Here is a 20,156-nt window from a genome sequence, read left to right on the forward strand (position 1 = left end):
CATGGTTTACAAAACCATAAAGTATGTTATAATTAGAAGAAACAAAATAATTCTTGGAGGTATTCCAAAATGAAAGTAGTAGTTATTGGTGGAGGTAGTACATATGCTCCAGAATTAATTGAAGGGTTTTTAAATATTTGGCAAGAGGTTCATCCTTTAAAAATTGTTCTTATTGATATTAATACTGAAAGATTAAATATTGTATATGATTTTCTATTAAGGATGGCCAGAAAAGCTGGAGCTGAAATAGAATTTTTAAAAAGTACAAATTTGGAAGAAAATTTAGAGGGAGCTGATTTTATAATAAATCAAATAAGGGTTGGAGGTAATAAATCGCGACTCTTAGATGAAACTATTCCTTTAGAATTTAATCTTTTAGGACAAGAGACTACTGGGGCAGGCGGATTTGCAAATGCTCTTAGAACTATACCAGTGGTTTATGATATAGCAAAAAAGGTAGAAAGATATGCTCCTAATGCTTGGTTTATTAATTTTACTAATCCTTCCGGAATAATCACAGAAATGCTTCTCAGATATACTAAAGTAAAGGCTATAGGTTTATGTAATGTGCCTATAAATTTTCAAAAATTTTTTGCTGATTTATCAGGTGTAAGCTTAGAAGAGGTCTTTTTAGACTATTTTGGTCTTAATCATTTGAGTTTTGTAAGAAGAATATTTATAAAGGGAGAAGATAAAACTCAATATTTATTAGATAAGGCAAAAGAAAAATTGTCGGAAGAGGAAAAAAGAATTATAGACATTTTAGGTTTATTCCCCAATTATTATCTCAGATATTACTTTTTTAGAGAGGAAAAAGTTGAAGAGTTAAAACATAAACCAAAAAGAGCAGAAGAAGTGATGAAAGTAGAAGAAGAGTTATTAAAAATATATAGTGACCCTAAGGTAGATAATAAACCAGTGGAACTTTCCAAAAGAGGGGGAGCATATTATTCAATATCTGCTGTTAATCTGATTATGCATCTTTTAGGTATGAAAGATGGGTTTCAGATAATAAACGTTATGAATAATGGGGCTATAAGAGATCTTCCGGATGATTCAGTGGTGGAGATACCGGTTTACGTAAAACATGATATGTTTCAAAGGTATATTATAGGTAATTTACCTCTCGAAGTAAAAGGAATCATACAGGCTGTAAAAGTATATGAGAGATTGACAATAGAGTCTGCTATGGAAGGTTCGTATAAAAAGGCTGTTTTTGCTCTTGCACAACATCCATTAATCTCTTCATTTACTCTTGCGGAAAAAGTTCTTAATAGATTAATAGAGGAAAATAAAGAATATTTCCCAAAATTAAGTTAAGGAGTAATATATGAGATACTTTCTTGGTTTAGATGCTGGAGGTACAAAAACAGAGGCTATTATTTTAAATGAAAAAGGAGAAATTGTAGGCTTTGGTAGATCTGGCCCTGGAAATTATGAGGGTATAGGTATTGAAAGGGCAAAGAAAAATTGGATGTTAGCTATAGATAAGGCTAAAGAAAAAATAGGGGATATTATATTTGATTTTGCATGTTTTGGGCTTGCAGGTGCAGATTTCCCAGAGGATTTTGAGATGTTGGAGAAAGATGCAAGATCCTTAAACATAGCTAAGGATTTAGTTATTGAAAATGATGCCCCCATTGCTTTAAGGGCTGGGAATATGGAGTTCTGGGGTGTAATCATAATAATGGGTACTGGCAATAATGGATATGGAAGATCAAAGGATGGAAGATCATATAGATATTTTGGGGAAGGCTATGTTTTTGGAGATTGGGGAGGTGCTTCATCTGTAGTACAAGAGATGTTATTCTACGCTTTTAGATCTTATGATGGTAGAGGGGAGAAAACCCTCCTTGAAAGTGAAGTACTGAAGTATTTTTCTGCAAAGGACTATAATGAACTTGCCAAAAGATTATATTATAACTCTGAGGAATATCATAAGGTTTTAGGACTTGCTCCTTTACTTTTTGAGTGTGTGAGAAAGGGAGATAAAGTGGCAAGGAGAATTGTAGAGAAAATAGTAGATGAAACTGTAATTTCTGCTTATAATTTGATGCAAAAATTAGATTTATTAGAAGATGAAACACCAGTTGTTTTAGCCGGAAGTATATATAAGGGAGCAAGTTGGCTTCCTGAGTATATTCATTCCAAGATGAAAATGTTCGCAGAAAAAAGTAAGGTTGTACCTCTTAGAATACCTCCAGCGGTAGGAGCTGCCTTAATTGCTTATGAAAAAGCAGGTTATATGGTAGATAGTAAAATCTGGGAAAAATTATTGAACTTCGATTATGATACTGCTAAAGGGACCTAATATTATTTTATTATCTTTTATGTTAGTGTTTCTTGAATAGAGAATATTCTTAAAAGTAAAGTTTAGACTTATCATCTTTTCTACCCTATTAAGATTATGTATTACTAATATTTCTTCATTATCTATTTCTCTTAGGTATGCCAATAAACTTTTATCATTTAGATTAATTTTTTTCATTTCTCCCAAGGATAAAGCTTTATATTCTTTCCTTAGTTTAAGGAGTAGTTTATAATGGTTTAATATACTATTCTTATCCTCTTTTTCTGTAGTATAGGATATGCCATTGTTAGGAATATTATATTTAGGCTTTATCCAGTAGGTTTGTTCTTTGGAATTCATTTGATCTGTCCATTTAAAAGGTTCTCTTATGTATTCGTCTGGTTTTGCTCCTTCCATCCCTATTTCTTCACCATAATATATAAAGGGAGTTCCAGGAAGAGTTAGGTATATGGAACCTGCAAGTAGACTTTTATCAATACTCCCCCCAAAAGATGTTCTTACTCTAACCTGATCATGATTTCTTAAGAAGGTAGCATCAGTAAAATCGGAATAATTTTCTTTAAACATTTCTCTTTCCATATCTAAAAAATCGCATATTCCTAAATCTCTTTGATTTGCTACTGAACTCATAATTTTGTCTGAAAGGGGAAAGTTAAAAAGCGAAGGAAGTGACTTATAATATTCTGCTATTACATATTCGTTGTCCCAGACTTCTCCCACAAGATATACATCTGGTTTGATTTTTTTTAAATAATCATAAAACTCTTTCCACCATAATATGTTTTTATTATCGTCATCATATATATGCTTTACAGCGTCAAGTCTAAATCCATCTACACCTTTTTCGAGCCAATATTTAGCTATCTTTTTGATTTCTTCTCTAACCTTTGTATTATCAAAGTTTAGATCAGGCATTTCAGACCAAAAGAAGGCATAGTAATAACCCGTATTTTTATAATACCAAAAATTGGAGTTCTGAGTTGGTTTTGTATTGTTCCAAATATAATAATCTCTGTATAGGGAAGTATAAGAGTTTGATGCACTTATGAACCAAGGATGTCGGGATGAGGTGTGATTTACAACTAAATCAAGAATTATTTTTATCTTTTTTCTATGGGCTTCTTTAATTAATTCTTCAAAATCTTCCATATTTCCATATGCTGGATGAATGTCATAAAAGTCAGTTACATCGTATCCATGATAACTTACAGACATAAATATGGGCATTAACCATATGCCATCTATATTAAGTTCTTTTAGATAATCTAATTTATTAGTTAATCCTTTTAAATCTCCCACTTTATCACCATCACTATCTGCAAAAGATCTAACGAAAATCTCATAAAAAGTTGCATTTTTGTACCAAGGTAAATTATATCCATGGGCATAAAATAAAAATAAAAGGGTAATAAATAAAAAGATTATAATAAATTTCAATTTTTTATTCATGTTTTCCTCCTCATTAACATGTGTTAATAAAGATAAATTTTAGAAGCCCGGAGAGCGTATTGTTTACACTCGCCCGGGCTTTTTACCTACCCTACGCTTCTTGGGATAAAGATTATCACAAATTAATTTTCTATGTCAAATGGTCATGGTATTAGTTACATTATTGTTTTCTTAATATTTATTTAAGCTGAGATTTATAGTTCTTTTAAAAATTCATTTTTTAAAAATTGATTCCAATTTTTTGACAAATTTTTTTTAAGATTGTAAACTTTAAATACTCAAAAAATAAAATAATTTAAATCTTAAAAAGGGAGGTTGATATCTTCTTTACTGAAATAATTTGGATTTTAGATATTAAATGTAATTTGAATTGTCCACATTGTTATGTACATGCTAGAAATTGGGAGAAAAAAATATCAAAAGAAAGAGTATTAAAATTAATAGGAGAAGCAAAAAAATTAAATTTTACTCATATTGATTTTACAGGAGGAGAGACTCTCTTAATCCCCGAATTATTTGATTACATTGTTGAGGCTAAGAACTTAGATTTAAATGTCTCCATAAATACAAATCTCCTTCTTTTAGACTATGAAAAAGCGAAATTTATAAAAGAAAATGATGTCTATCTTTATGTGTCTGTTGATGGAAGTGATAAAGAAATTTATGAAAAATTGAGGGGAAAAGGAACCTTTGATATTTTATTAAAAAAATTAGAAATACTTAACAATTTGGATATACCTTATTCCGTAATTTTTTCGGTTTCCACATTTAATTATAAAGATTTACCTAACATGGTAGATTTTGCAAAGAAAAATCTTGCTAAGGAACTCTGTATTATTCCTGTTATCCCTTCAGGTGAGGCTAAGAAATCTCATATTTATCTTGATTCCTCAAGAATATTAGAGAGCATAAAGGAATTATCCGTTAAAGCAATGGAAGAAAACTATAAAATAAATATTTGGTGTGCCCCTTTTCTTAAACTTTTAGACCTTCCTCAAAATATTTATGTGGATAAATGTCATGCTTTTGATTTTATTGATCTTGCACCTACAGGAGATATATTAATTTGTGATGTTATTGATATTCCTATAGCAGAAATTAGGACAAAATCATTGAAAGAGGCAATCAATGATATATTAAAGAATCCTTTATATAAAGAACTTAAGGAGAGAACTAATTATTGTTACAATTGTGAGATATTGGATTTTTGTGGGGGTGGCTGTTATGCGAGATCTTGGATAATTAATGGGGATTTGAGAAAGCCTGATCCTTATTGTCCTAATGTTTTGACTGCAATGGGTAAATAGATGAGAATAATCTTAAAAAAAGATCAGTTAAAGTTTGTAATTAATCATGCTATTGATGAGTATCCAAAAGAAGCTTGTGGTATTTTTGGGGGAAATACAAAGGAGGAAAAATTTATCATTGAGAAGGTTTATAAAGTCAAGAATGCTTCTTTATCACCTTATAATAGCTATTTAATAGATCCCTTAGATGAGCTTTATGTATTTAGAGATATTGAGAAAAATGGCTTAAAAATGTTAGGAGTTTATCATTCCCATCCAGAGAAGGGGGTAGAGCCCTCTCTGGATGATATTAATCATATGTTGAAGGATATTTTTTATTTGATATTAGCTATTAAATTAAAGGATAACTTATCCTTAGATATAAAAGGCTATATTAGGAATAATAGTATACTTAATGAAATAACTATTGTTGTAATTTAATCCTTTTTATGGCATTTTTTATATCTAAGGAATTTAGGTGGGCTTTTTCCATTTGCTTACAGAATACACATATATCCTTAGTTGTAGGTTCTCCACAGATTTGACAATTTTTTAATTCTAATTTTTTTTCTTGGCTTTTGATATATTTAATACCCTTTTCTAAAAATCCATAATAAAAATGTTCTTTTGTCCCAGGAGATTTGTTTTCTAATATATTAAGGACTTCTTTAAACATAAGAGATCTTGCATCATAAGACATAGGGCATTCATCTATTATGTAATCTATCTTTTTTATTAAGCAGTACGAAGATGTTTCCATTTCTGTTAGTCTGTATAGAGGTTTTACTTTTCTTACAAAATATTTCTCCTCTTTATGAATAGGTTCTTGGACCTCTAAATAATCTATTTGCCAGTGTAGGATATTACCAAGAAGTGTAGCAGCCTCATCATCTAAATTATGGCCAGTGGTTATTACACTATAACCTAATTCTCTTGCAGTTAAATTCATTATATATCTTTTAATTACTCCACAAGTAGAGCAGGGGACTTTTTTATTTCTTTTGGCTATTTCTTCAATTCCGATCCCATAAATCTCTTTTAGAGAAATTATATGTAATTTTTGATCTTTGGTATTGGCGTATTTTTTAACCTTTTCTTTAGATTTTTCAGAATATTCGCCGATACCAAGATCTATATACATGCCATCTGCTTTATATCCTAAGGATATAAGAATATCCCATAAAGCTAAACTATCCTTTCCTCCTGAGACGGCAACTAAAATTTTTTCCTCTTGGGTAAACATTTTATATTGCTTTATTGCCTTTTCTGTTTGATGAAATACATATTCAATAAAATGATCTTTACAGAAGGCACTATTATGGCGCCTTATGTATATGTTTGCTTCATTTTTGCATTTTATGCATTTCATTATATACTTCCTCCAGATATAACGGGTATGATTTCTATTTCTTCATCATCTTTTATTAATTTGTCAGGTGTAACAATTTCATCTCCCTTTACTACAATGACGGTTTCTGGATTTATATTTAAAATTTTAAGTATTTCATTTACTTTGTAATTTCCTTTTATTTCTTTTATTTCATTTTCTCTTCTAAATATTACTTTCATATTAGGTTTATCCTCCTTTATTCTTTTGATTTTAGTATGAATGCAAAAGATTCAAAATCTTTCATTGGGGGTATATTAATTCCTATATTCATTAATTCATCACCATAAAATTCTCTATTGGTTCCCTCTATTTTATATATTTTGTTAGGATCAAGTCCGTCCAATTTGAGCTTTAAAAAGGGTGGATTAGGAAAAGCTAAGATATTTACATATATTACAAAGGCCTCTTTTTTATCCGGAGTAACAAACATCCAAGACGCAGCATTTTCTTCGAATGGGCTTATTAATCTATATAGATCTCCTTCAAAAACTATATGCCATATCTTTTTATAGAATTCTATTTGATCTTTTATTATTTCTTCCTCTTCCTTTGTTAATTTAGTAAGGTCCATTTCATATCCAAAAACACCTGACATTGCTACATATCCTCTTGTCTTAAGAGGTGTAATTCTCCCAACTTGGTGATTAGGTACCGCAGACACGTGGGCACCCATAGTGGATGCAGGATACACAATACTTGTTCCCCACTGAATCTTTAATCTTTCTATAGCATCAGTATTATCACTAGTCCATATTTGAGGCATATAATATAGGATTCCAGGATCAAATCTTCCTCCTCCACCTGAACAACCTTCAAAAAGAATATGTGGAAATTCTGCTGTTAACTCTTCCATCATTTCGTATAATGCTAAAACATATCTATGAAATACTTCTTTTTGTTTTTCTGGAGGAAGGGCAAGAGAGCCTACTTCTGTTAGAGGTCTATTCATATCCCATTTTATATATTCAATAGGGGTGTTTCTTATAATTTCCTTCATCATTTTAAGAATTTCCTTTCTTACTTCTTCTCGTGTTATGTCGAGAACATACTGATTTCTACATTGAGATAATGTCCTTCCTTGGACTTGTATGCACCAATCAGGATGTTTTTTATAAAGCTCACTGTTTGGTGAAACCATTTCTGGTTCAAACCATAGTCCAAATTTTAACCCCATTTCATTTAATTTTTTACTAAGACCATCAAGCCCGTTTGGTAATTTTCTTCTATCCACATACCAATCCCCAAGAGAGCTAGTGTCATCATCCCTTTTGCCAAACCATCCATCATCTAAGACAAAAAGTTCTATTCCTAACTCTTTTGCCTTTTGAGCAAGAGCTAAGAGTTTATCTTCATTAATATTGAAATAAACTGCTTCCCATGTATTCACAAGAATAGGTCTTCTTTTGTCTCTATATTCACCTCTACAAAGTCTTTTACGATATAGCCTATGATAGGTTCTTGACATTTCTCCCAAACCTTCAGAAGAATAGACCATTACTACTTCTGGTGTTTGAAAGGTCTCTCCTTTTTTTAATATCCAAGTAAATTCAAATGGATTTATCCCCATGGTTACTCTTGTAGTATTAAATTGATCTACTTCTATATTAGCTGAAAAGTTTCCACTATATACTAGACTAAAGCCATATACGTCTCCGTGTTTTTCATCTGCGTCTTTAGAAAGTAGAGCAATAAATGGATTATGTTGGTGAGAGCTTTCTCCTCGTGAACTTTCAATGGTCTTTATACCCTGCATTAAAGGAGTTCTTTCTATATATCTTTCTCTTGCCCATGATCCCCAAAGATGTAAAAGGTCAAACTTACAGTGATCAAAATCTACACAAGTACTTAAAGCTCTTAATATTTTTAATTTTTGATTCCCATCATTTATAAACTTAGCACTTCTTGTAATAACATTGTAGTCTCTAAATGCTGTATATAGGAGAATAACTCTTAGATTAATAAGATCATCTATGAGCTCTATTTCAAGGGTTTCTGCTTCATTTTCGTCTTCCACATAAGTTGCTGGTAGTCCTTGAAGCTTTGGTTTTCCTTTATAAATCTTGTAATCTTTAAATATAAGGTTTGTAATTCTTGATCCATCTTCTTGTTCTATTTGATATGCAGGATGTCTAAAATCTGAATTTCCATAGGCTGGATATTCTAATAGCATTCTATCTAAAGTGTAAGTTTTATCATTAGGATCAGGATTTGCTCCAAAGGGAGAAGTTATAAAAGCTTCAGAAAAGTCTGAATGATTTAATTTTTTTCCCCAATATAAGTGGACTAAATATTTGTTCTTAAAATTTTTCATTATATAACTGGAATTTCCAGAAATTAGATGAAAGATTTTGTTATTCTCATCGTATATTATAGGCATATTATCACCTCACGATTTTTTTAATAAATATAGCATAAAAAGGATATAAATGATACAAAACATTAGTTGAATTATCCCTAATGGTAGGGGAGGTAAATTCTTTTATGGAAAAAGAGAGTATATTTTAAAAACTGTAGTTCTTAATAAATCTACTAAAGGTATAACAGGAAAAGTTAACGCATGATGTTTATAAAATGAAGTACCAAAATGAAGTCTTATCAAATTGCCTATTCTTTACTATATCGATTTTTAATTTAAATTGAAAAATTATTAGACTGATGTTATAATGTTTTCTGAAAATAATTATATGGGAAGGGGATGAGAGAGGATATAAGAGGGTAGATAAAAATCTAATGTAGGGTAAACGTTTTCCTTTTGTATATTTTGTTCACAAAATATTATTAATAGGGGGTGCTTTATATGAAGAGGTTGTTGATGATTGTGTTTATTGTTTTTGTATTTCTTTTAATGGCTACAACGGCTCAAACTCCTAAAAAACTTGTTTTTGCATGGATTCCAAAGGCATTAAACAATCCGGTTTTTGAACTTGGAAGAGATGGTGCTTTCAAGAGAGCAGAGGAACTTTCAAAGAAGGGGCCATATAAGGTAGAAATTCTTTATGTGGCTTCTGTAGCATCTGATGCTACAGAACAAGCAAGAGTAGTGGAAGATGTTGTAGCAAGGAAAGTGGATGGAATAGCTATTTCTTGTAATGATCCCACAGCATTAATAGATGTCATTAATAAAGCGGTAGAAGCAGGTATACCTGTTATGACCTTTGATGCTGATTCGCCAGAGAGTAAGAGATTTACTTACCTTGGTGTAAACAATTATGAGGGTGGAAAATGGGCAGCAAAATTATTAGTTAAAGCTATGGGAACAAGTGGAGATGTGGCGATGCTTACTGGAGTACCTGGTGCTCTTAATTTGGAAGAGAGAATGAGAGGATTTAGAGATGAAATAAAGAAATATCCTAAGATTAAGATAGTAACTACTGTAGCATGTTATGATGACATTAATAGGGGAGTTCAAGTAGTAGAAGAGACTATGCAGAAATATCCTAAGTTAAAGGGATGGTTCTTTGTAGGACTTTGGCCTCTCTTTGCAGAGAGAGGATCTATGCCACTTTGGGAAAAAGCTGCAAAGGCAAAGAAAGTATTTACTGTTGCTTTTGACACATTACCAGTAGAGTTACAACTTTTGAAAGAGGGATATCTTGTAGGTCTTGTTGGTCAAAAATATTGGGGATGGGGTTATGATGCTATAGATATCCTTTATAGAAAAGTTGTAAATAACGAAAAATTCCCTGAATGGATAGATACTGGTTTTGATATTGTTACTAAAAAGAATGTAGATGCGATGATAAGAGCATGGCTATTGAAAGATTTCAAAACTCCACTTCCACCTGCATTTTAATAAAAAGTGAGTTAGTTTTTTAGATTAATAAAGAGTGGGGGTACAAAGATATTCTTTGTACCCCCTATTGGTTTAGAGGAGGTGACAAAATTTGGAACCAATACTTAGAATGGAAGGAATATCTAAAACATTTCCAGGAGTTCAAGCATTAGATAGGGTAGATTTTGAGGCTTATAGTGGTGAGGTTATGGCTCTTGTTGGGGAAAATGGTGCTGGAAAATCTACATTAATGAAAATCCTTAGTGGTGCTTATAGAAAGGATGCAGGAAGGATTTATGTAGATGGAAAAAGGGTAGAAATTCAGGATCCATATCATGCTCAACTTTTGGGTATCAGTACTATATATCAGGAATTAAATGTCACCCCGAATCAAACTGTAGCTCAGAATATCTTTTTGGGAAGAGAAATTAAAAGAAAAGGAATATTAGGGAAATTAGGTTTTGTAGATAAGAAGGAAATGGAAAAGAGAGCAAAAGAGATTCTTGATAGAGTAGGAGCTAATATTGATCCTAAGGAATTGGTAAAAAATCTTTCGGTGGCTCAAAGACAAATGGTAGAAATAGCTAAGGCTCTATCTCTTGATGCAAAGATAATCATTATGGACGAACCAACCTCTGCTTTAGGTCCTGAGGAAGTTGAAAAACTATTTGAAATTATTAGACAGCTGAAAGAGCACGGTATTGCTATTATATTTATCTCTCACAGGCTAGAAGAAATATTTAAAATAGCAGATAGAATAACAATCCTCAGAGATGGAAAAATGGTTGGATTAATGAGTAGGGATGAGGCTACTTTTGATAAAGTCATATATCTTATGGTAAACAGGCCCCTTGGAGATATGTTTAAAAAGGAAGAGGTTTCTAAAGGTAAACCTCTTCTTGACGTTAAGAACTTAAAAAGTGAGATAATAAAGGATGTAAGTTTTACTCTATATGAGGGTGAAATTCTTGGTATAGCAGGATTGGTGGGTTCTGGTAGAACGGAACTCGTAAGATTAATTTTTGGTGCAGATCCTAAGATTTCAGGTGAAATATACTTAAATGGAGAAAAAGTTGAGATTCAATCACCGGAAGACGCAGTAAAACATGGTATTGGCTTAGTTCCAGAAGATAGACAAAATCAAGGTTTGATATTAAAGATGTCTGTAAGAGAAAATATTGGAGTTACAATCATTAGGAAGATCTTGAAATTTTTGGGTTTTATAGATAAGAATAAACTTACCGAGATAGCAGAAAATTTCGTAAAGAGATTGAATATTAAAACTCCAAGTATTTTTGAAAAAGTTTTATATCTGTCAGGTGGAAATCAACAAAAAGTTGTTCTTGCAAAATGGCTCGCATCAAATCCTAAGGTATTGATATTAGATGAACCAACAAGGGGTATAGATGTAGGTGCAAAAGCTGAAATTCACGCAATAATGAGTCAGCTTGCTAAAACTGGAATAGGAATTATTATGATATCTTCAGAGATTCCAGAGATTCTTGCTATGAGTGATAGAATTCTTGTTATGAGTGAGGGAAAGATTGTAGCAGAGCTACCAAGAAGTGAAGCAACACAGGAAAAAATAATGGCTTATGCATCTGGTAGTTACTAATTTTCTATATCGGAGGGAGGTATTACAATGAAGGAAGCCTCTAAAGATAAAAGAGGGATATTAAAAACGATAAGAATGCAAGAGATTGGCATATTAATCATTCTTTTTGTTTTATGTCTTTTTTTAAGTTTAACTACTGAAACCTTCTTAACTTCAACAAATATTTTTAATATATTGCGTGCCTTTTCATGGATTGCGATAAGTGGTTTTGGAATTTTAATGGTTATTATAACTGGTGGTATTGATTTATCGGTTGGATCGGTTATGGCTATGTCTGGTTTAATAACTGCAATGATGCTAAAGGCTAATTTTGGTGTATTTCTATCGATTATAGGAGGTATATTGATAGGAGCATTTATTGGTTTTATTAATGGTCTCCTTATAAGTAAAACAAATTTGCCTCCATTTATAGCAACCCTGGGTACCATGAATATAGCAAGGGGATTCTGTTATGGGATTACTGGAGGATGGCCTGTTAGAGATTTACCAAGGAGTTTTAATATTTTAGGTCAGTATGATATACCCTTTTTAGGTGTTGGTATTCCTCTTCCTGTTGTTTTTATGATAATTTTAGGTATAATAACCTCAATTTTTCTTAATAGGACCTCATGGGGATACAGAATCTATGCAGTGGGTGGAAATGAGCAAGCAGCAAGGCTTTCTGGTATTAATACAGGAAGAGTGAAAATACTCGTTTATACTCTATGTGGAATTCTAACGGCAATTGGTGGAATATTAATGACTGCAAGGTTAGGTGTGGCAGCACCTACTGCAGCTAGTGGTTATGAGTTAGATGTTATTGCTGCAGCTGTTATAGGAGGAGCTTCTCTTACTGGAGGTGAGGGTACTGTTTTAGGAGTAATTATTGGTGCAGCAATAATGCAAGTTTTGAGAACTGGAATGGTACTTTTAGGTTTTCCAGCCTATTGGCAACCATCAGCTATTGGTGCAATTATAATTGCTGCTATTATATTTGATCAATATAGAAAGAAAAAAATGGGAATAATAAGATAAGAATGTTATAAAAATCTCTGGGAGGGGGGTAGAGGGAGAAAGAAAATTTTAGAAGGAGGGAAAATTTGTGGGACTTAAAGGTAATTTACAAAGTATTCCTTTATGGGAGATTCTACAGACTATATCTATAGGGAAAAAAACGGGTAAATTGGAAATAGATAATGGAATTAAAAAAGCAGAAATCTTTATAGAAAATGGAAAGATTGTAGATGTAAGATCAGGGTTTATTGAAGGATATGATGCCTTGTTAGGTATTGTATTATGGGATAAGGGGGATTTTGTTTTTCATCCTGAAGAAAAAATTTCCCAAAAGCTTTTAAATTTAGATCCTTTAGAAGTGCTTATTAATGTGTCAGTTTATATAGACTTAGTAAATTATCTTGGCGACTTTATGCTATTACCAGTAAGAGTAGATGGTTTAGCTTTAGAAGAAGAAGTGGTGGCTTCATCTTTTGATGGTATCTTAAATGTTAGAGAGGTGCTTTTGAATTCTCCCTTAGGAGAGTATAGGAGCTTAGAGATAATTAAAAAGCTTATAAAAGAGAAAAAGTTAATATATCCTGAAGAGGATAGTAGGGTCTTCCTTCTGTATACTTTTTGGAGACGTTGGAGATATCTCTTAGAAGAAGGAAACAAAATAGGGATAAATGAAAGGACTCTTAGAAAGGTTATTAAAGATTTTATTTCAGATATGCAAGAAGAGCTTGCTTTTATCGTAGAAGATATAACGTCTTCAGAGAAGATTTCTTGGCATTACTTTTTTAGAAATATTGTGAAGTTTCCTGAGAGTAAGATAGAGGTATTTTTTAGGGAGGCTTTTGAAGTTTTAAACAAGCAGATAAAGATGCCATCTGACAGGAAAAAATTGGAACAATTTTCCATTTTATTGGGTGAGAAAGGTGATAATATATATGTTCCTGCTAATAGAAAACTAAATTCTAATGAGTTGATAGTTTCATTATTTTTTAATGGGGAGAGATCCTTAAAACAAGTATTTCATTATTCTTTACTTGATAAAATAGAGACGCAATCTATAATTGTGGACTTAATCACAGATAAACATATAATTGACATATCAGAAGATAAAAAGTTAGATTTAATTCATTCCTTTTATATATTCTGGAGAAGGTTTTTAAGAGAAATGAAAGAGAAAGATTTAGATAATGAGTTAATAAAAATTTATAGGAACTACATTGATAGTTCTTTTTTGGATGTCAGATTTATGTTTTCCCATATAATTGAAGGGGATATACCAAACTTTGCTTATTTTAATAGAGAAAAGGAAAAATATTCAGAAGAAGAAATAGTAGGATTCATTAAGGACGGAATTGACCTAATTTTTGATGAAATGAGAAAGAAAATTGGAGAAATTGAATTAAAAGTATTATTGCAAAAAGTCTTAGATGAAATTAAACTATTAAATCCAAGAAATGTGGAAAAATTTGCTATGGTAGTTTAAGGGTTAAATAATTAGGAAAGTAAGGTTTTAGTATAGTTTTTCCCTTTAATTTTGCTATTATTGGAGATAAAGCTTGATTTTATATAATTTGGGGTTAGGATATTCTTGGGTAGAGTAGCGATAAGGAATATGAATACAGTAATTTTCTTCCCTTTTCATATGATATATATAATTTCTGAAATAGGTGCGGGAAGGTCTTGCGTTTCATGCAATTTATATGAAGATAACCTCACTTTATTTTAATGGAGGTAAAGGATTCAGGAATTAGAGAAGAAGTAATAAGGATGGAGTGGTAAAATCTATATATTAAATACCTTTTGTCCGTGACCTATTTGTATTATATTGTTTATGATCTTATCAAATGTATATTCAGTATTATAAAAGGCATCTTCTATATTTTTTTCTTTAGATAAATAATAAGCAAAGATTGAAGAGAAAACACAACCTGTACCATGTACATTTAGGTTTTGTCTAAGAATTTTGGGGTAAAAGATATATTTATCCTTTGTATAAAGAATGTCATATACCTTGTTATTTATGGGAAGATGTCCGCCTTTCAATACAATATTTTTTATATTAAATTGTTTATTTAAATTGAAAATGGTTGTTTTAATATCTTCTAAAGTCTCTATCTTGATGTTTAAAAGTGCCTCTGCTTCGGGAATATTTGGGGTTATTATAGTACATAAGGACATTAGTTGAACTAATTTTTGTAAACTATTTTTCTTTAGTAGTTTGGTACCTTTTGTTGGTTTAATTATTGGATCAAGAACAATATTAGTTAATCTATATTTTATTATAATATCTATCACAGTATTAATAATTTTCTCTGAGTACAAAGCTCCTATTTTTACTGCATCAATCTCTTTCACATCATTTATTAAGTACTCGAGAGATTTTATAAAATATTTGGAATCTATTTCGTAAACTTTATATACTCTTTGAGTATCTTGAATAGTAAGGCATGTGGGTACTCCTAAAGCATAACCATTAAGAAGATGAATAGTTTTTGTATCCAATAAAATACCTGCTCCACCTGTTGGATCATACCCAGATATTATGAGAATCTTCTTTTTATGAGCTATTCTTGATTGCACAAAGATCACCACACATAGTACATGTGGTTATTGATAAATCCTTTCTATATTCTTTTGCTTTATCAGGATCTATAGATGTATTTATGATTTTTTCCCAATCTAAATTTTTTCTTGCTAAAGCCATAGTATAATCCCTTTCTATACTCTTTTTAAATCCTTTCACCAAGTTAACACTATGAGCTGCTATTTTAAAGGCGATGATTCCTTCTTTCACGTCTTCTATATTTGGTAATCTTAGATGCTCTGCTGGTGTTACATAACATATAAAATCAGCTCCATTCAAACCTGCAATTAATGCTCCCATGCTTCCTGATATATGATCATATCCTGCTGCAATATCAGTGGTTAGAGGTCCAAGGACATACAAAGGAAAATCATGACATATCTTTTTTATGGTCTTTATGGTATAGGGTATTTCATCTGCTTTCATATGACCAGGACCCTCAATGATTACTTGTACACCATAATCATGGGCTATTTTGGCTAATTTACTTACTTCTAATATTTCCTCAAACTGTAAATTATTACCTGAATCAAAAATACATCCTGGCCTAAATGCGTCACCTATGCTTATGGTTACATCGTATTTTTTTAGTATCTTTAGTACTTCATCAAAGTATTCATAGTAAGGATTTTCAGATTGATTTTCTATCATCCATTTATATATCATAGAACCTCCGCGGGATACTATATTTAAAATTCTTTGTGATTTTTCTAATTCTTTTGCCAATCTTAAGTTTATTCCTGCATGTATAGTTACAAAATCTACTCCTGAGTCTGCATGTTCTTCTAAAACCTCAAGAAAATCTTTTGGCTTTGTTTTAATAAAATTCTTTGCACGGACTGCTATATCATAAACTGGTACACTCCCTACCAAAAAACTGAATTCTCTTACTAATTTTTCTCTAAAGGATTTTGCATATTTGCCACAAGAAAGATCCATTACCGATTCCACATTATATTTTTCACAAATTTCAGCCTTCTTTAATTCCAGATCAAAACTTGAAAAATCCGATGTTACCCCAATATTAGCGTTTATTTTTATGCTACAGCCATCTCCTATAGCATAATATTTATTTCTTTTTCTTTTTTTATTAGCTGGAACTACAATTTTCCCTTCTTTTGTTTTTCTAATAAACTCCTCTATAGATGGAAATTCTTCATTTTTATATGCTATTTCTATTTCTTGAGGGACTTGATTTATTCTTAGTTTTTCAAGAATTGTTTGTTCCATTTTTGTAAACCTCCATTATCTTCATGAGATTTTTTATTTTTTCTTTAATATCAGCTGAAGCTACAATCTCACTTACCATAGCTATACATTTTCCTCCATTTTCAAAAACTTGTTTTAAATTGTTTTCTTTAATACCTCCTATCGCTACTACTGGAATTTTTATATTTGCGGTAGCCCATTTTAGAATCTCTAATCCAATTGGAGGATGGGGGTTTTCTTTTGTAAAACTTTCAAAAATTGGTCCAAGACCAATATAATCAGCCCCCTCTTTTTCAGCTTTTTTGGCTTGTTCTTTATTATGGGTAGTAACTCCTATAATAAATTCTTCTCCTAATAATTCCCTTGCTACTTCTATAGGATAATCGTCTTGACCAATATGTACCCCATCTGCCCCAACAATTTTTGCAAGGTCCAAATGATCATTAACTATTAAAATGGCATTATATTGTAGAGTAAGTTCTCTTAAAATTAATGCTTCCTTATATTTTTCTTTTAATGTTTTTTTCTTTTCTCTGTATTGTATGATTTTTACACCTGAAGATAGCATTTCTTTTACTACTTCTATATTGTTTCTACCTAAAGATAAATTTTCGGCTGTAATGCAGTAAAGATTGTAATTCTTTAGTAGATCTAATTTCTTAGATTTCATATAGCACCATCCTTAAAATTTCATCACATTGCATACTTGAAATAGCAATTACTTTAGGAGCATAAGGTTGAAAGTTTTTATTATCACTTTGAAAATCTCCAATAAGGGTTATGTTTTTAAATTTTTTAATCTTTATTTTCTCAATGTCACCAAATCCACAAACTCCTATAGCTGAGACGATCTTTTTACCTAAACTAACAGCAGTGTTAATTAATAGGGCTTTTGTTTCTGCAGTGTCTACTGCTTCTAAAATGATGTCTCCTTGAGATAATAGATCTATTACATTCTCAGATGTGATCTTCACCTCAAAAGTGATAATGTTACAATGAGAATTTATAGAAAGAATATTTTCTTTAAGAGCAATAACTTTTGGTTTACCTATTTGATTGTAGAAATAGGCTTGCCTATTTAAATTTGATGTTTCTACTTTATCATGATCTATGAGAATAAAATTTTCAAAACCTGTTCTTGTGAGAGTTATAGCAGCATTTGAGCCTAATCCCCCACAACCTGCTATTACTATTTTTGTCTTACGAATTTTATTTAATTCTTCTTGAGTAAAATAATTTATAAGCATGTCTCTAAAGTCATTCATGCTATGCCTCCTTTAATCCAATTTGTAAATTCTGGCCTATATCCTTTGCTTTTAATTATCTCAATTATTTCTTTTATGCTTCTTTTATCTTCTACCTCAAATTGTGTTTCTGATTCTCTATCTTTTGCGTATCCACCGACGGATGTTTTAGAACCTGCCGACATTTTTGTAACGCCATAACCTATAATAAGATCTCTAAGTTTTGGAGATTCACGAGTTGAAATGGTGATTCCGATTGGAGGTAAATAAATTCGAGAGGTAAAAATGAGACGTAATAGGGTCTTTGAATTCACAATATATTGGGGAACAAAATTTGTTCCAGCAGGGCGATATCTTGGAAAAGAGATATTTATTTCTGCCTTAGGATATTTTTGCATGAGATATTTAGCATGAAGTAGCATTTTGAATGTATCTTCAATGGGATTATTTAGCCCAAGTAGAATACCTAAGGTAACTTCAAAAACTCCTGCTTTTATTGCTCTTTCTTGAGTTTTTATTCGGTACCAGAAATCTTTTTTAGGGCCATAAGGATGTAATTCTTCATATATTTTTAAGTTATATGTCTCTTGATATTGTGTTACTCCTGTTAGACCTCTATTAACAAGGATTTTATATTCTTCTTCATCCATTGGATATACCTCTATTATGATTTCAGAAAAGTAATTTTTTGCTTCTTCTACAGCAGAGAGTATATATTCAAAAGGTGTATTGATTCTATCACATCCTGTTAATAATAAAATACTATCAATTCCAAAATTTTTTATGTGTTTATATTCTTCGATTAATTCTTCTTTTTTTAATTTTATTCTTTTTATTTTGTTTTCTATAGAAAAACCACAATATTTACATGATGAAAGACAATAATTAGAAAGGTAAAGAGGGGTAAATAGAGTGATAACTTTTCCATAGTATCTTTCTGTAAGTTTTTTTGACTTTTCTGCCATAAGTACAAGATTATTGTCGTCTGTATCAGATAGTAGAATATAAAGTTCTTCTTCGTTTATTTCTTCCTTTTTTAAAATTTTCCTTATATCATACTTTTTCTTTTCTTTTCTAATTTGTTCTAAAAAATTATCAGCCCAATTTAGAACTTTTTCTAACATTGGCTCACCTATTAATCCAAACTTTTAATGAGATCATAAAGTGGAGAGCTTGCACTTGCGTAATCTTTTTCTTCTGGAAGTCCTATTTCATATGCCAATCTTCCAGCTTTTACAGCGTAATTAAAAGCCCTTGCCATATTTAAGGGATCTTTTGAAGTAGCTATGGCTGTATTTATAAGTACAGCATCAGCTCCTAACTCCATAGCTTTTGCGGCGTGAGAAGGTTTACCAATTCCTGCATCTATTATTACAGGAATAGAAATTTCATTAATTATTGCTTTAATTAGTATTTCTGAATCAATGCCCTTATTACTACCTATGAGAGATCCTAAAGGCATTACTGCTGAAACTCCCTTTTCTTCAAGTTTTTTGGCAATTATAAGATCAGGTGATATATATGGAAATACTTTGAAGCCTTCTTTTACTAAAATTTCTGATGCTTTAATTGTCTCTTCATTATCGGGCAGAAGATATTTCATTTCTCCTGTGATTTCGATCTTAATCCAGTTTGATCCTGTAATTTCTCTACCGATAAGAGCTATTTTTACAGCTTCTTTATGATTTCTTGCCCCAGAGGTATTTATCATGATGGTAGCATCTCTTGGGATAAAATCTAATATAGAGTTGCCTTTATTTATATCTGTATTTATTCTTCTCACTGCTACGACAAATACTTCTATTTTGAGTTCTTCATACATATTTTTGATAATGCTATAATCTGGTAATTTTCCAGTTCCCACAAATAACCTATTGTTTATTATTTTTCCACCAATTTCAAACTGCATATTCTTCTTAACCCCCTCCTACTAAGGATACTATTTCCACATAATCTTCATCTTTAAGATAATATTTTTCCCAATCTTCTTTTTTAATAATTTCTCCGTTAACAAGAACGGCTATTTTTTCTAAAGGGTATTTAAGTTTTAAAAGAAGTCCTTTAATGTTTCCCTTGTACTTTATTTCTATATCGTTTACTAACATATAAATTTCACCTCCATATAAAACTTAAAGGACCGCCCGGATATTACCAAGCGGTCCTTTAAATTCCAATAATTTTCACTCCCTCCGCCGGTATTACCCGGGTCAGGTTCTAAGGGTCGAGGTCGGGATTATAGACCTCCTCTCAGCCGAGCTTTTCCCCTCAGCTCCCCTGGAAACCCTATCTTCAATTTTTAGTAATTA

At 31.3% G+C, this 20,156-nt stretch carries 19 protein-coding genes and 1 riboswitch; of the genes, 8 read left to right on the forward strand and 11 right to left on the reverse strand.

Features of this window, described 5'->3' with window-relative positions; all coding sequences use genetic code 11:
- Nucleotides 1–69: 69 nt before the first annotated feature.
- Complete coding sequence (locus ACY3IT_RS03385; protein WP_463083382.1) at nucleotides 70–1,320, forward strand: 6-phospho-beta-glucosidase; 1,251 nt, start codon at nucleotides 70–72, stop codon at nucleotides 1,318–1,320.
- Between the two features lie 10 nt (nucleotides 1,321–1,330).
- Nucleotides 1,331–2,311 (forward strand): N-acetylglucosamine kinase, encoded by a 981-nt coding sequence (locus ACY3IT_RS03390; RefSeq protein ID WP_463083383.1) that lies wholly within the window; start codon nucleotides 1,331–1,333, stop codon nucleotides 2,309–2,311.
- Here ACY3IT_RS03390 and ACY3IT_RS03395 read toward each other — a convergent pair.
- On the reverse strand, nucleotides 2,273–3,760 hold the full coding sequence (locus ACY3IT_RS03395) for an alpha-amylase family glycosyl hydrolase (protein ID WP_463083384.1): 1,488 nt from the start codon (nucleotides 3,758–3,760) through the stop codon (nucleotides 2,273–2,275). The two genes, ACY3IT_RS03390 and ACY3IT_RS03395, sit on opposite strands and share 39 nt — an antisense overlap.
- Before the next feature lie 365 nt (nucleotides 3,761–4,125).
- On the opposite strand from ACY3IT_RS03395, the gene ACY3IT_RS03400 reads away from it, so the two are divergent.
- On the forward strand, nucleotides 4,126–5,067 hold the full coding sequence (locus tag ACY3IT_RS03400) for a radical SAM protein (RefSeq protein WP_463083385.1): 942 nt from the start codon (nucleotides 4,126–4,128) through the stop codon (nucleotides 5,065–5,067).
- Nucleotides 5,068–5,487 (forward strand): M67 family metallopeptidase, encoded by a 420-nt coding sequence (locus ACY3IT_RS03405; protein ID WP_463083386.1) that lies wholly within the window; start codon nucleotides 5,068–5,070, stop codon nucleotides 5,485–5,487. It begins immediately after the preceding gene.
- On the opposite strand, the gene ACY3IT_RS03410 is transcribed toward ACY3IT_RS03405, so the two are convergent.
- The 3 genes from ACY3IT_RS03410 to ACY3IT_RS03420 are packed head-to-tail and all read right to left on the reverse strand — an operon-like array spanning nucleotide 5,471 to nucleotide 8,813.
- Nucleotides 5,471–6,415 carry a PP-loop family protein gene (locus tag ACY3IT_RS03410; protein WP_463083387.1) on the reverse strand — a complete coding sequence of 315 codons (945 nt, stop codon included), beginning with the start codon at nucleotides 6,413–6,415 and terminating at the stop codon, nucleotides 5,471–5,473. The two genes, ACY3IT_RS03405 and ACY3IT_RS03410, sit on opposite strands and share 17 nt — an antisense overlap.
- Nucleotides 6,415–6,615 (reverse strand): MoaD/ThiS family protein, encoded by a 201-nt coding sequence (locus ACY3IT_RS03415; protein WP_463083388.1) that lies wholly within the window; start codon nucleotides 6,613–6,615, stop codon nucleotides 6,415–6,417. Before ACY3IT_RS03415 ends, ACY3IT_RS03410 begins: the two co-directional genes overlap by 1 nt.
- 17 nt (nucleotides 6,616–6,632) lie before the next feature.
- The gene (locus ACY3IT_RS03420) at nucleotides 6,633–8,813 is read right to left on the reverse strand and encodes an alpha-galactosidase (RefSeq protein ID WP_463083389.1); all 2,181 of its coding nucleotides are present in this window, start codon (nucleotides 8,811–8,813) and stop codon (nucleotides 6,633–6,635) included.
- A 420-nt stretch (nucleotides 8,814–9,233) separates the two neighbouring features.
- On the opposite strand from ACY3IT_RS03420, the gene ACY3IT_RS03425 reads away from it, so the two are divergent.
- From ACY3IT_RS03425 to ACY3IT_RS03440, 4 genes are all read left to right on the forward strand, one after another.
- The gene (locus tag ACY3IT_RS03425; RefSeq protein WP_463083390.1) at nucleotides 9,234–10,229 is read left to right on the forward strand and encodes a sugar-binding protein; all 996 of its coding nucleotides are present in this window, start codon (nucleotides 9,234–9,236) and stop codon (nucleotides 10,227–10,229) included.
- Nucleotides 10,230–10,338: 109 nt separating this feature from the next.
- Entirely contained in the window at nucleotides 10,339–11,823 is a 1,485-nt protein-coding gene (locus ACY3IT_RS03430; protein ID WP_463083617.1) for a sugar ABC transporter ATP-binding protein, read from the forward strand.
- Between the two features lie 27 nt (nucleotides 11,824–11,850).
- Entirely contained in the window at nucleotides 11,851–12,837 is a 987-nt protein-coding gene (locus tag ACY3IT_RS03435) for an ABC transporter permease (protein ID WP_463083391.1), read from the forward strand.
- A 67-nt stretch (nucleotides 12,838–12,904) separates the two neighbouring features.
- A complete protein-coding gene (locus ACY3IT_RS03440) occupies nucleotides 12,905–14,296 on the forward strand; it encodes a DUF4388 domain-containing protein (RefSeq protein ID WP_463083392.1) in 1,392 nt (463 codons plus the stop codon).
- A gap of 299 nt (nucleotides 14,297–14,595) precedes the next feature.
- Here ACY3IT_RS03440 and thiD read toward each other — a convergent pair whose 3' ends face one another.
- The 7 genes from thiD to thiS are packed head-to-tail and all read right to left on the reverse strand — an operon-like array spanning nucleotide 14,596 to nucleotide 19,961.
- A complete protein-coding gene (thiD, locus tag ACY3IT_RS03445) occupies nucleotides 14,596–15,393 on the reverse strand; it encodes a bifunctional hydroxymethylpyrimidine kinase/phosphomethylpyrimidine kinase (protein ID WP_463083393.1) in 798 nt (265 codons plus the stop codon).
- Nucleotides 15,371–16,627, reverse strand: a complete 1,257-nt coding sequence (gene thiC, locus ACY3IT_RS03450) for a phosphomethylpyrimidine synthase ThiC (RefSeq protein WP_463083394.1) — start codon at nucleotides 16,625–16,627, stop codon at nucleotides 15,371–15,373. The genes thiD and thiC overlap by 23 nt, the downstream gene beginning before the upstream one ends.
- A complete protein-coding gene (gene thiE, locus ACY3IT_RS03455; RefSeq protein WP_463083395.1) occupies nucleotides 16,608–17,276 on the reverse strand; it encodes a thiamine phosphate synthase in 669 nt (222 codons plus the stop codon). Before thiE ends, thiC begins: the two co-directional genes overlap by 20 nt.
- Nucleotides 17,266–17,871, reverse strand: a complete 606-nt coding sequence (gene thiF, locus ACY3IT_RS03460) for a sulfur carrier protein ThiS adenylyltransferase ThiF (protein WP_463083396.1) — start codon at nucleotides 17,869–17,871, stop codon at nucleotides 17,266–17,268. Before thiF ends, thiE begins: the two co-directional genes overlap by 11 nt.
- Nucleotides 17,868–18,974, reverse strand: a complete 1,107-nt coding sequence (gene thiH, locus ACY3IT_RS03465; RefSeq protein ID WP_463083397.1) for a 2-iminoacetate synthase ThiH — start codon at nucleotides 18,972–18,974, stop codon at nucleotides 17,868–17,870. The genes thiF and thiH overlap by 4 nt, the downstream gene beginning before the upstream one ends.
- Before the next feature lie 11 nt (nucleotides 18,975–18,985).
- Complete coding sequence (locus ACY3IT_RS03470) at nucleotides 18,986–19,759, reverse strand: HisA/HisF-related TIM barrel protein (protein WP_463083398.1); 774 nt, start codon at nucleotides 19,757–19,759, stop codon at nucleotides 18,986–18,988.
- A gap of 7 nt (nucleotides 19,760–19,766) precedes the next feature.
- Nucleotides 19,767–19,961, reverse strand: a complete 195-nt coding sequence (gene thiS / locus ACY3IT_RS03475; protein ID WP_463083618.1) for a sulfur carrier protein ThiS — start codon at nucleotides 19,959–19,961, stop codon at nucleotides 19,767–19,769.
- Nucleotides 19,962–20,016: 55 nt separating this feature from the next.
- Nucleotides 20,017–20,136, reverse strand: a riboswitch (TPP riboswitch).
- Nucleotides 20,137–20,156: the final 20 nt, after the last annotated feature.

The organism is Dictyoglomus sp. GBS, from assembly GCF_055179815.1.

Bases quoted from the DNA above. Each gene is read 5' to 3' on its own strand.
- ACY3IT_RS03385 (WP_463083382.1), top strand. From the start codon at position 70: ATGAAAGTAGTAGTTATTGGTGGAGGTAGTACATATGCTCCAGAATTA.
- ACY3IT_RS03390 (WP_463083383.1), top strand. From the start codon at position 1,331: ATGAGATACTTTCTTGGTTTAGATGCTGGAGGTACAAAAACAGAGGCT.
- ACY3IT_RS03395 (WP_463083384.1), bottom strand. From the start codon at position 3,760: ATGAATAAAAAATTGAAATTTATTATAATCTTTTTATTTATTACCCTT.
- ACY3IT_RS03405 (WP_463083386.1), top strand. From the start codon at position 5,068: ATGAGAATAATCTTAAAAAAAGATCAGTTAAAGTTTGTAATTAATCAT.
- ACY3IT_RS03410 (WP_463083387.1), bottom strand. From the start codon at position 6,415: ATGAAATGCATAAAATGCAAAAATGAAGCAAACATATACATAAGGCGC.
- ACY3IT_RS03415 (WP_463083388.1), bottom strand. From the start codon at position 6,615: ATGAAAGTAATATTTAGAAGAGAAAATGAAATAAAAGAAATAAAAGGA.
- ACY3IT_RS03420 (WP_463083389.1), bottom strand. From the start codon at position 8,813: ATGCCTATAATATACGATGAGAATAACAAAATCTTTCATCTAATTTCT.
- ACY3IT_RS03425 (WP_463083390.1), top strand. From the start codon at position 9,234: ATGAAGAGGTTGTTGATGATTGTGTTTATTGTTTTTGTATTTCTTTTA.
- ACY3IT_RS03430 (WP_463083617.1), top strand. From the start codon at position 10,339: ATGGAAGGAATATCTAAAACATTTCCAGGAGTTCAAGCATTAGATAGG.
- ACY3IT_RS03435 (WP_463083391.1), top strand. From the start codon at position 11,851: ATGAAGGAAGCCTCTAAAGATAAAAGAGGGATATTAAAAACGATAAGA.
- thiC (WP_463083394.1), bottom strand. From the start codon at position 16,627: ATGGAACAAACAATTCTTGAAAAACTAAGAATAAATCAAGTCCCTCAA.
- thiE (WP_463083395.1), bottom strand. From the start codon at position 17,276: ATGAAATCTAAGAAATTAGATCTACTAAAGAATTACAATCTTTACTGC.
- thiF (WP_463083396.1), bottom strand. From the start codon at position 17,871: ATGAATGACTTTAGAGACATGCTTATAAATTATTTTACTCAAGAAGAA.
- thiH (WP_463083397.1), bottom strand. From the start codon at position 18,974: ATGTTAGAAAAAGTTCTAAATTGGGCTGATAATTTTTTAGAACAAATT.
- ACY3IT_RS03470 (WP_463083398.1), bottom strand. From the start codon at position 19,759: ATGCAGTTTGAAATTGGTGGAAAAATAATAAACAATAGGTTATTTGTG.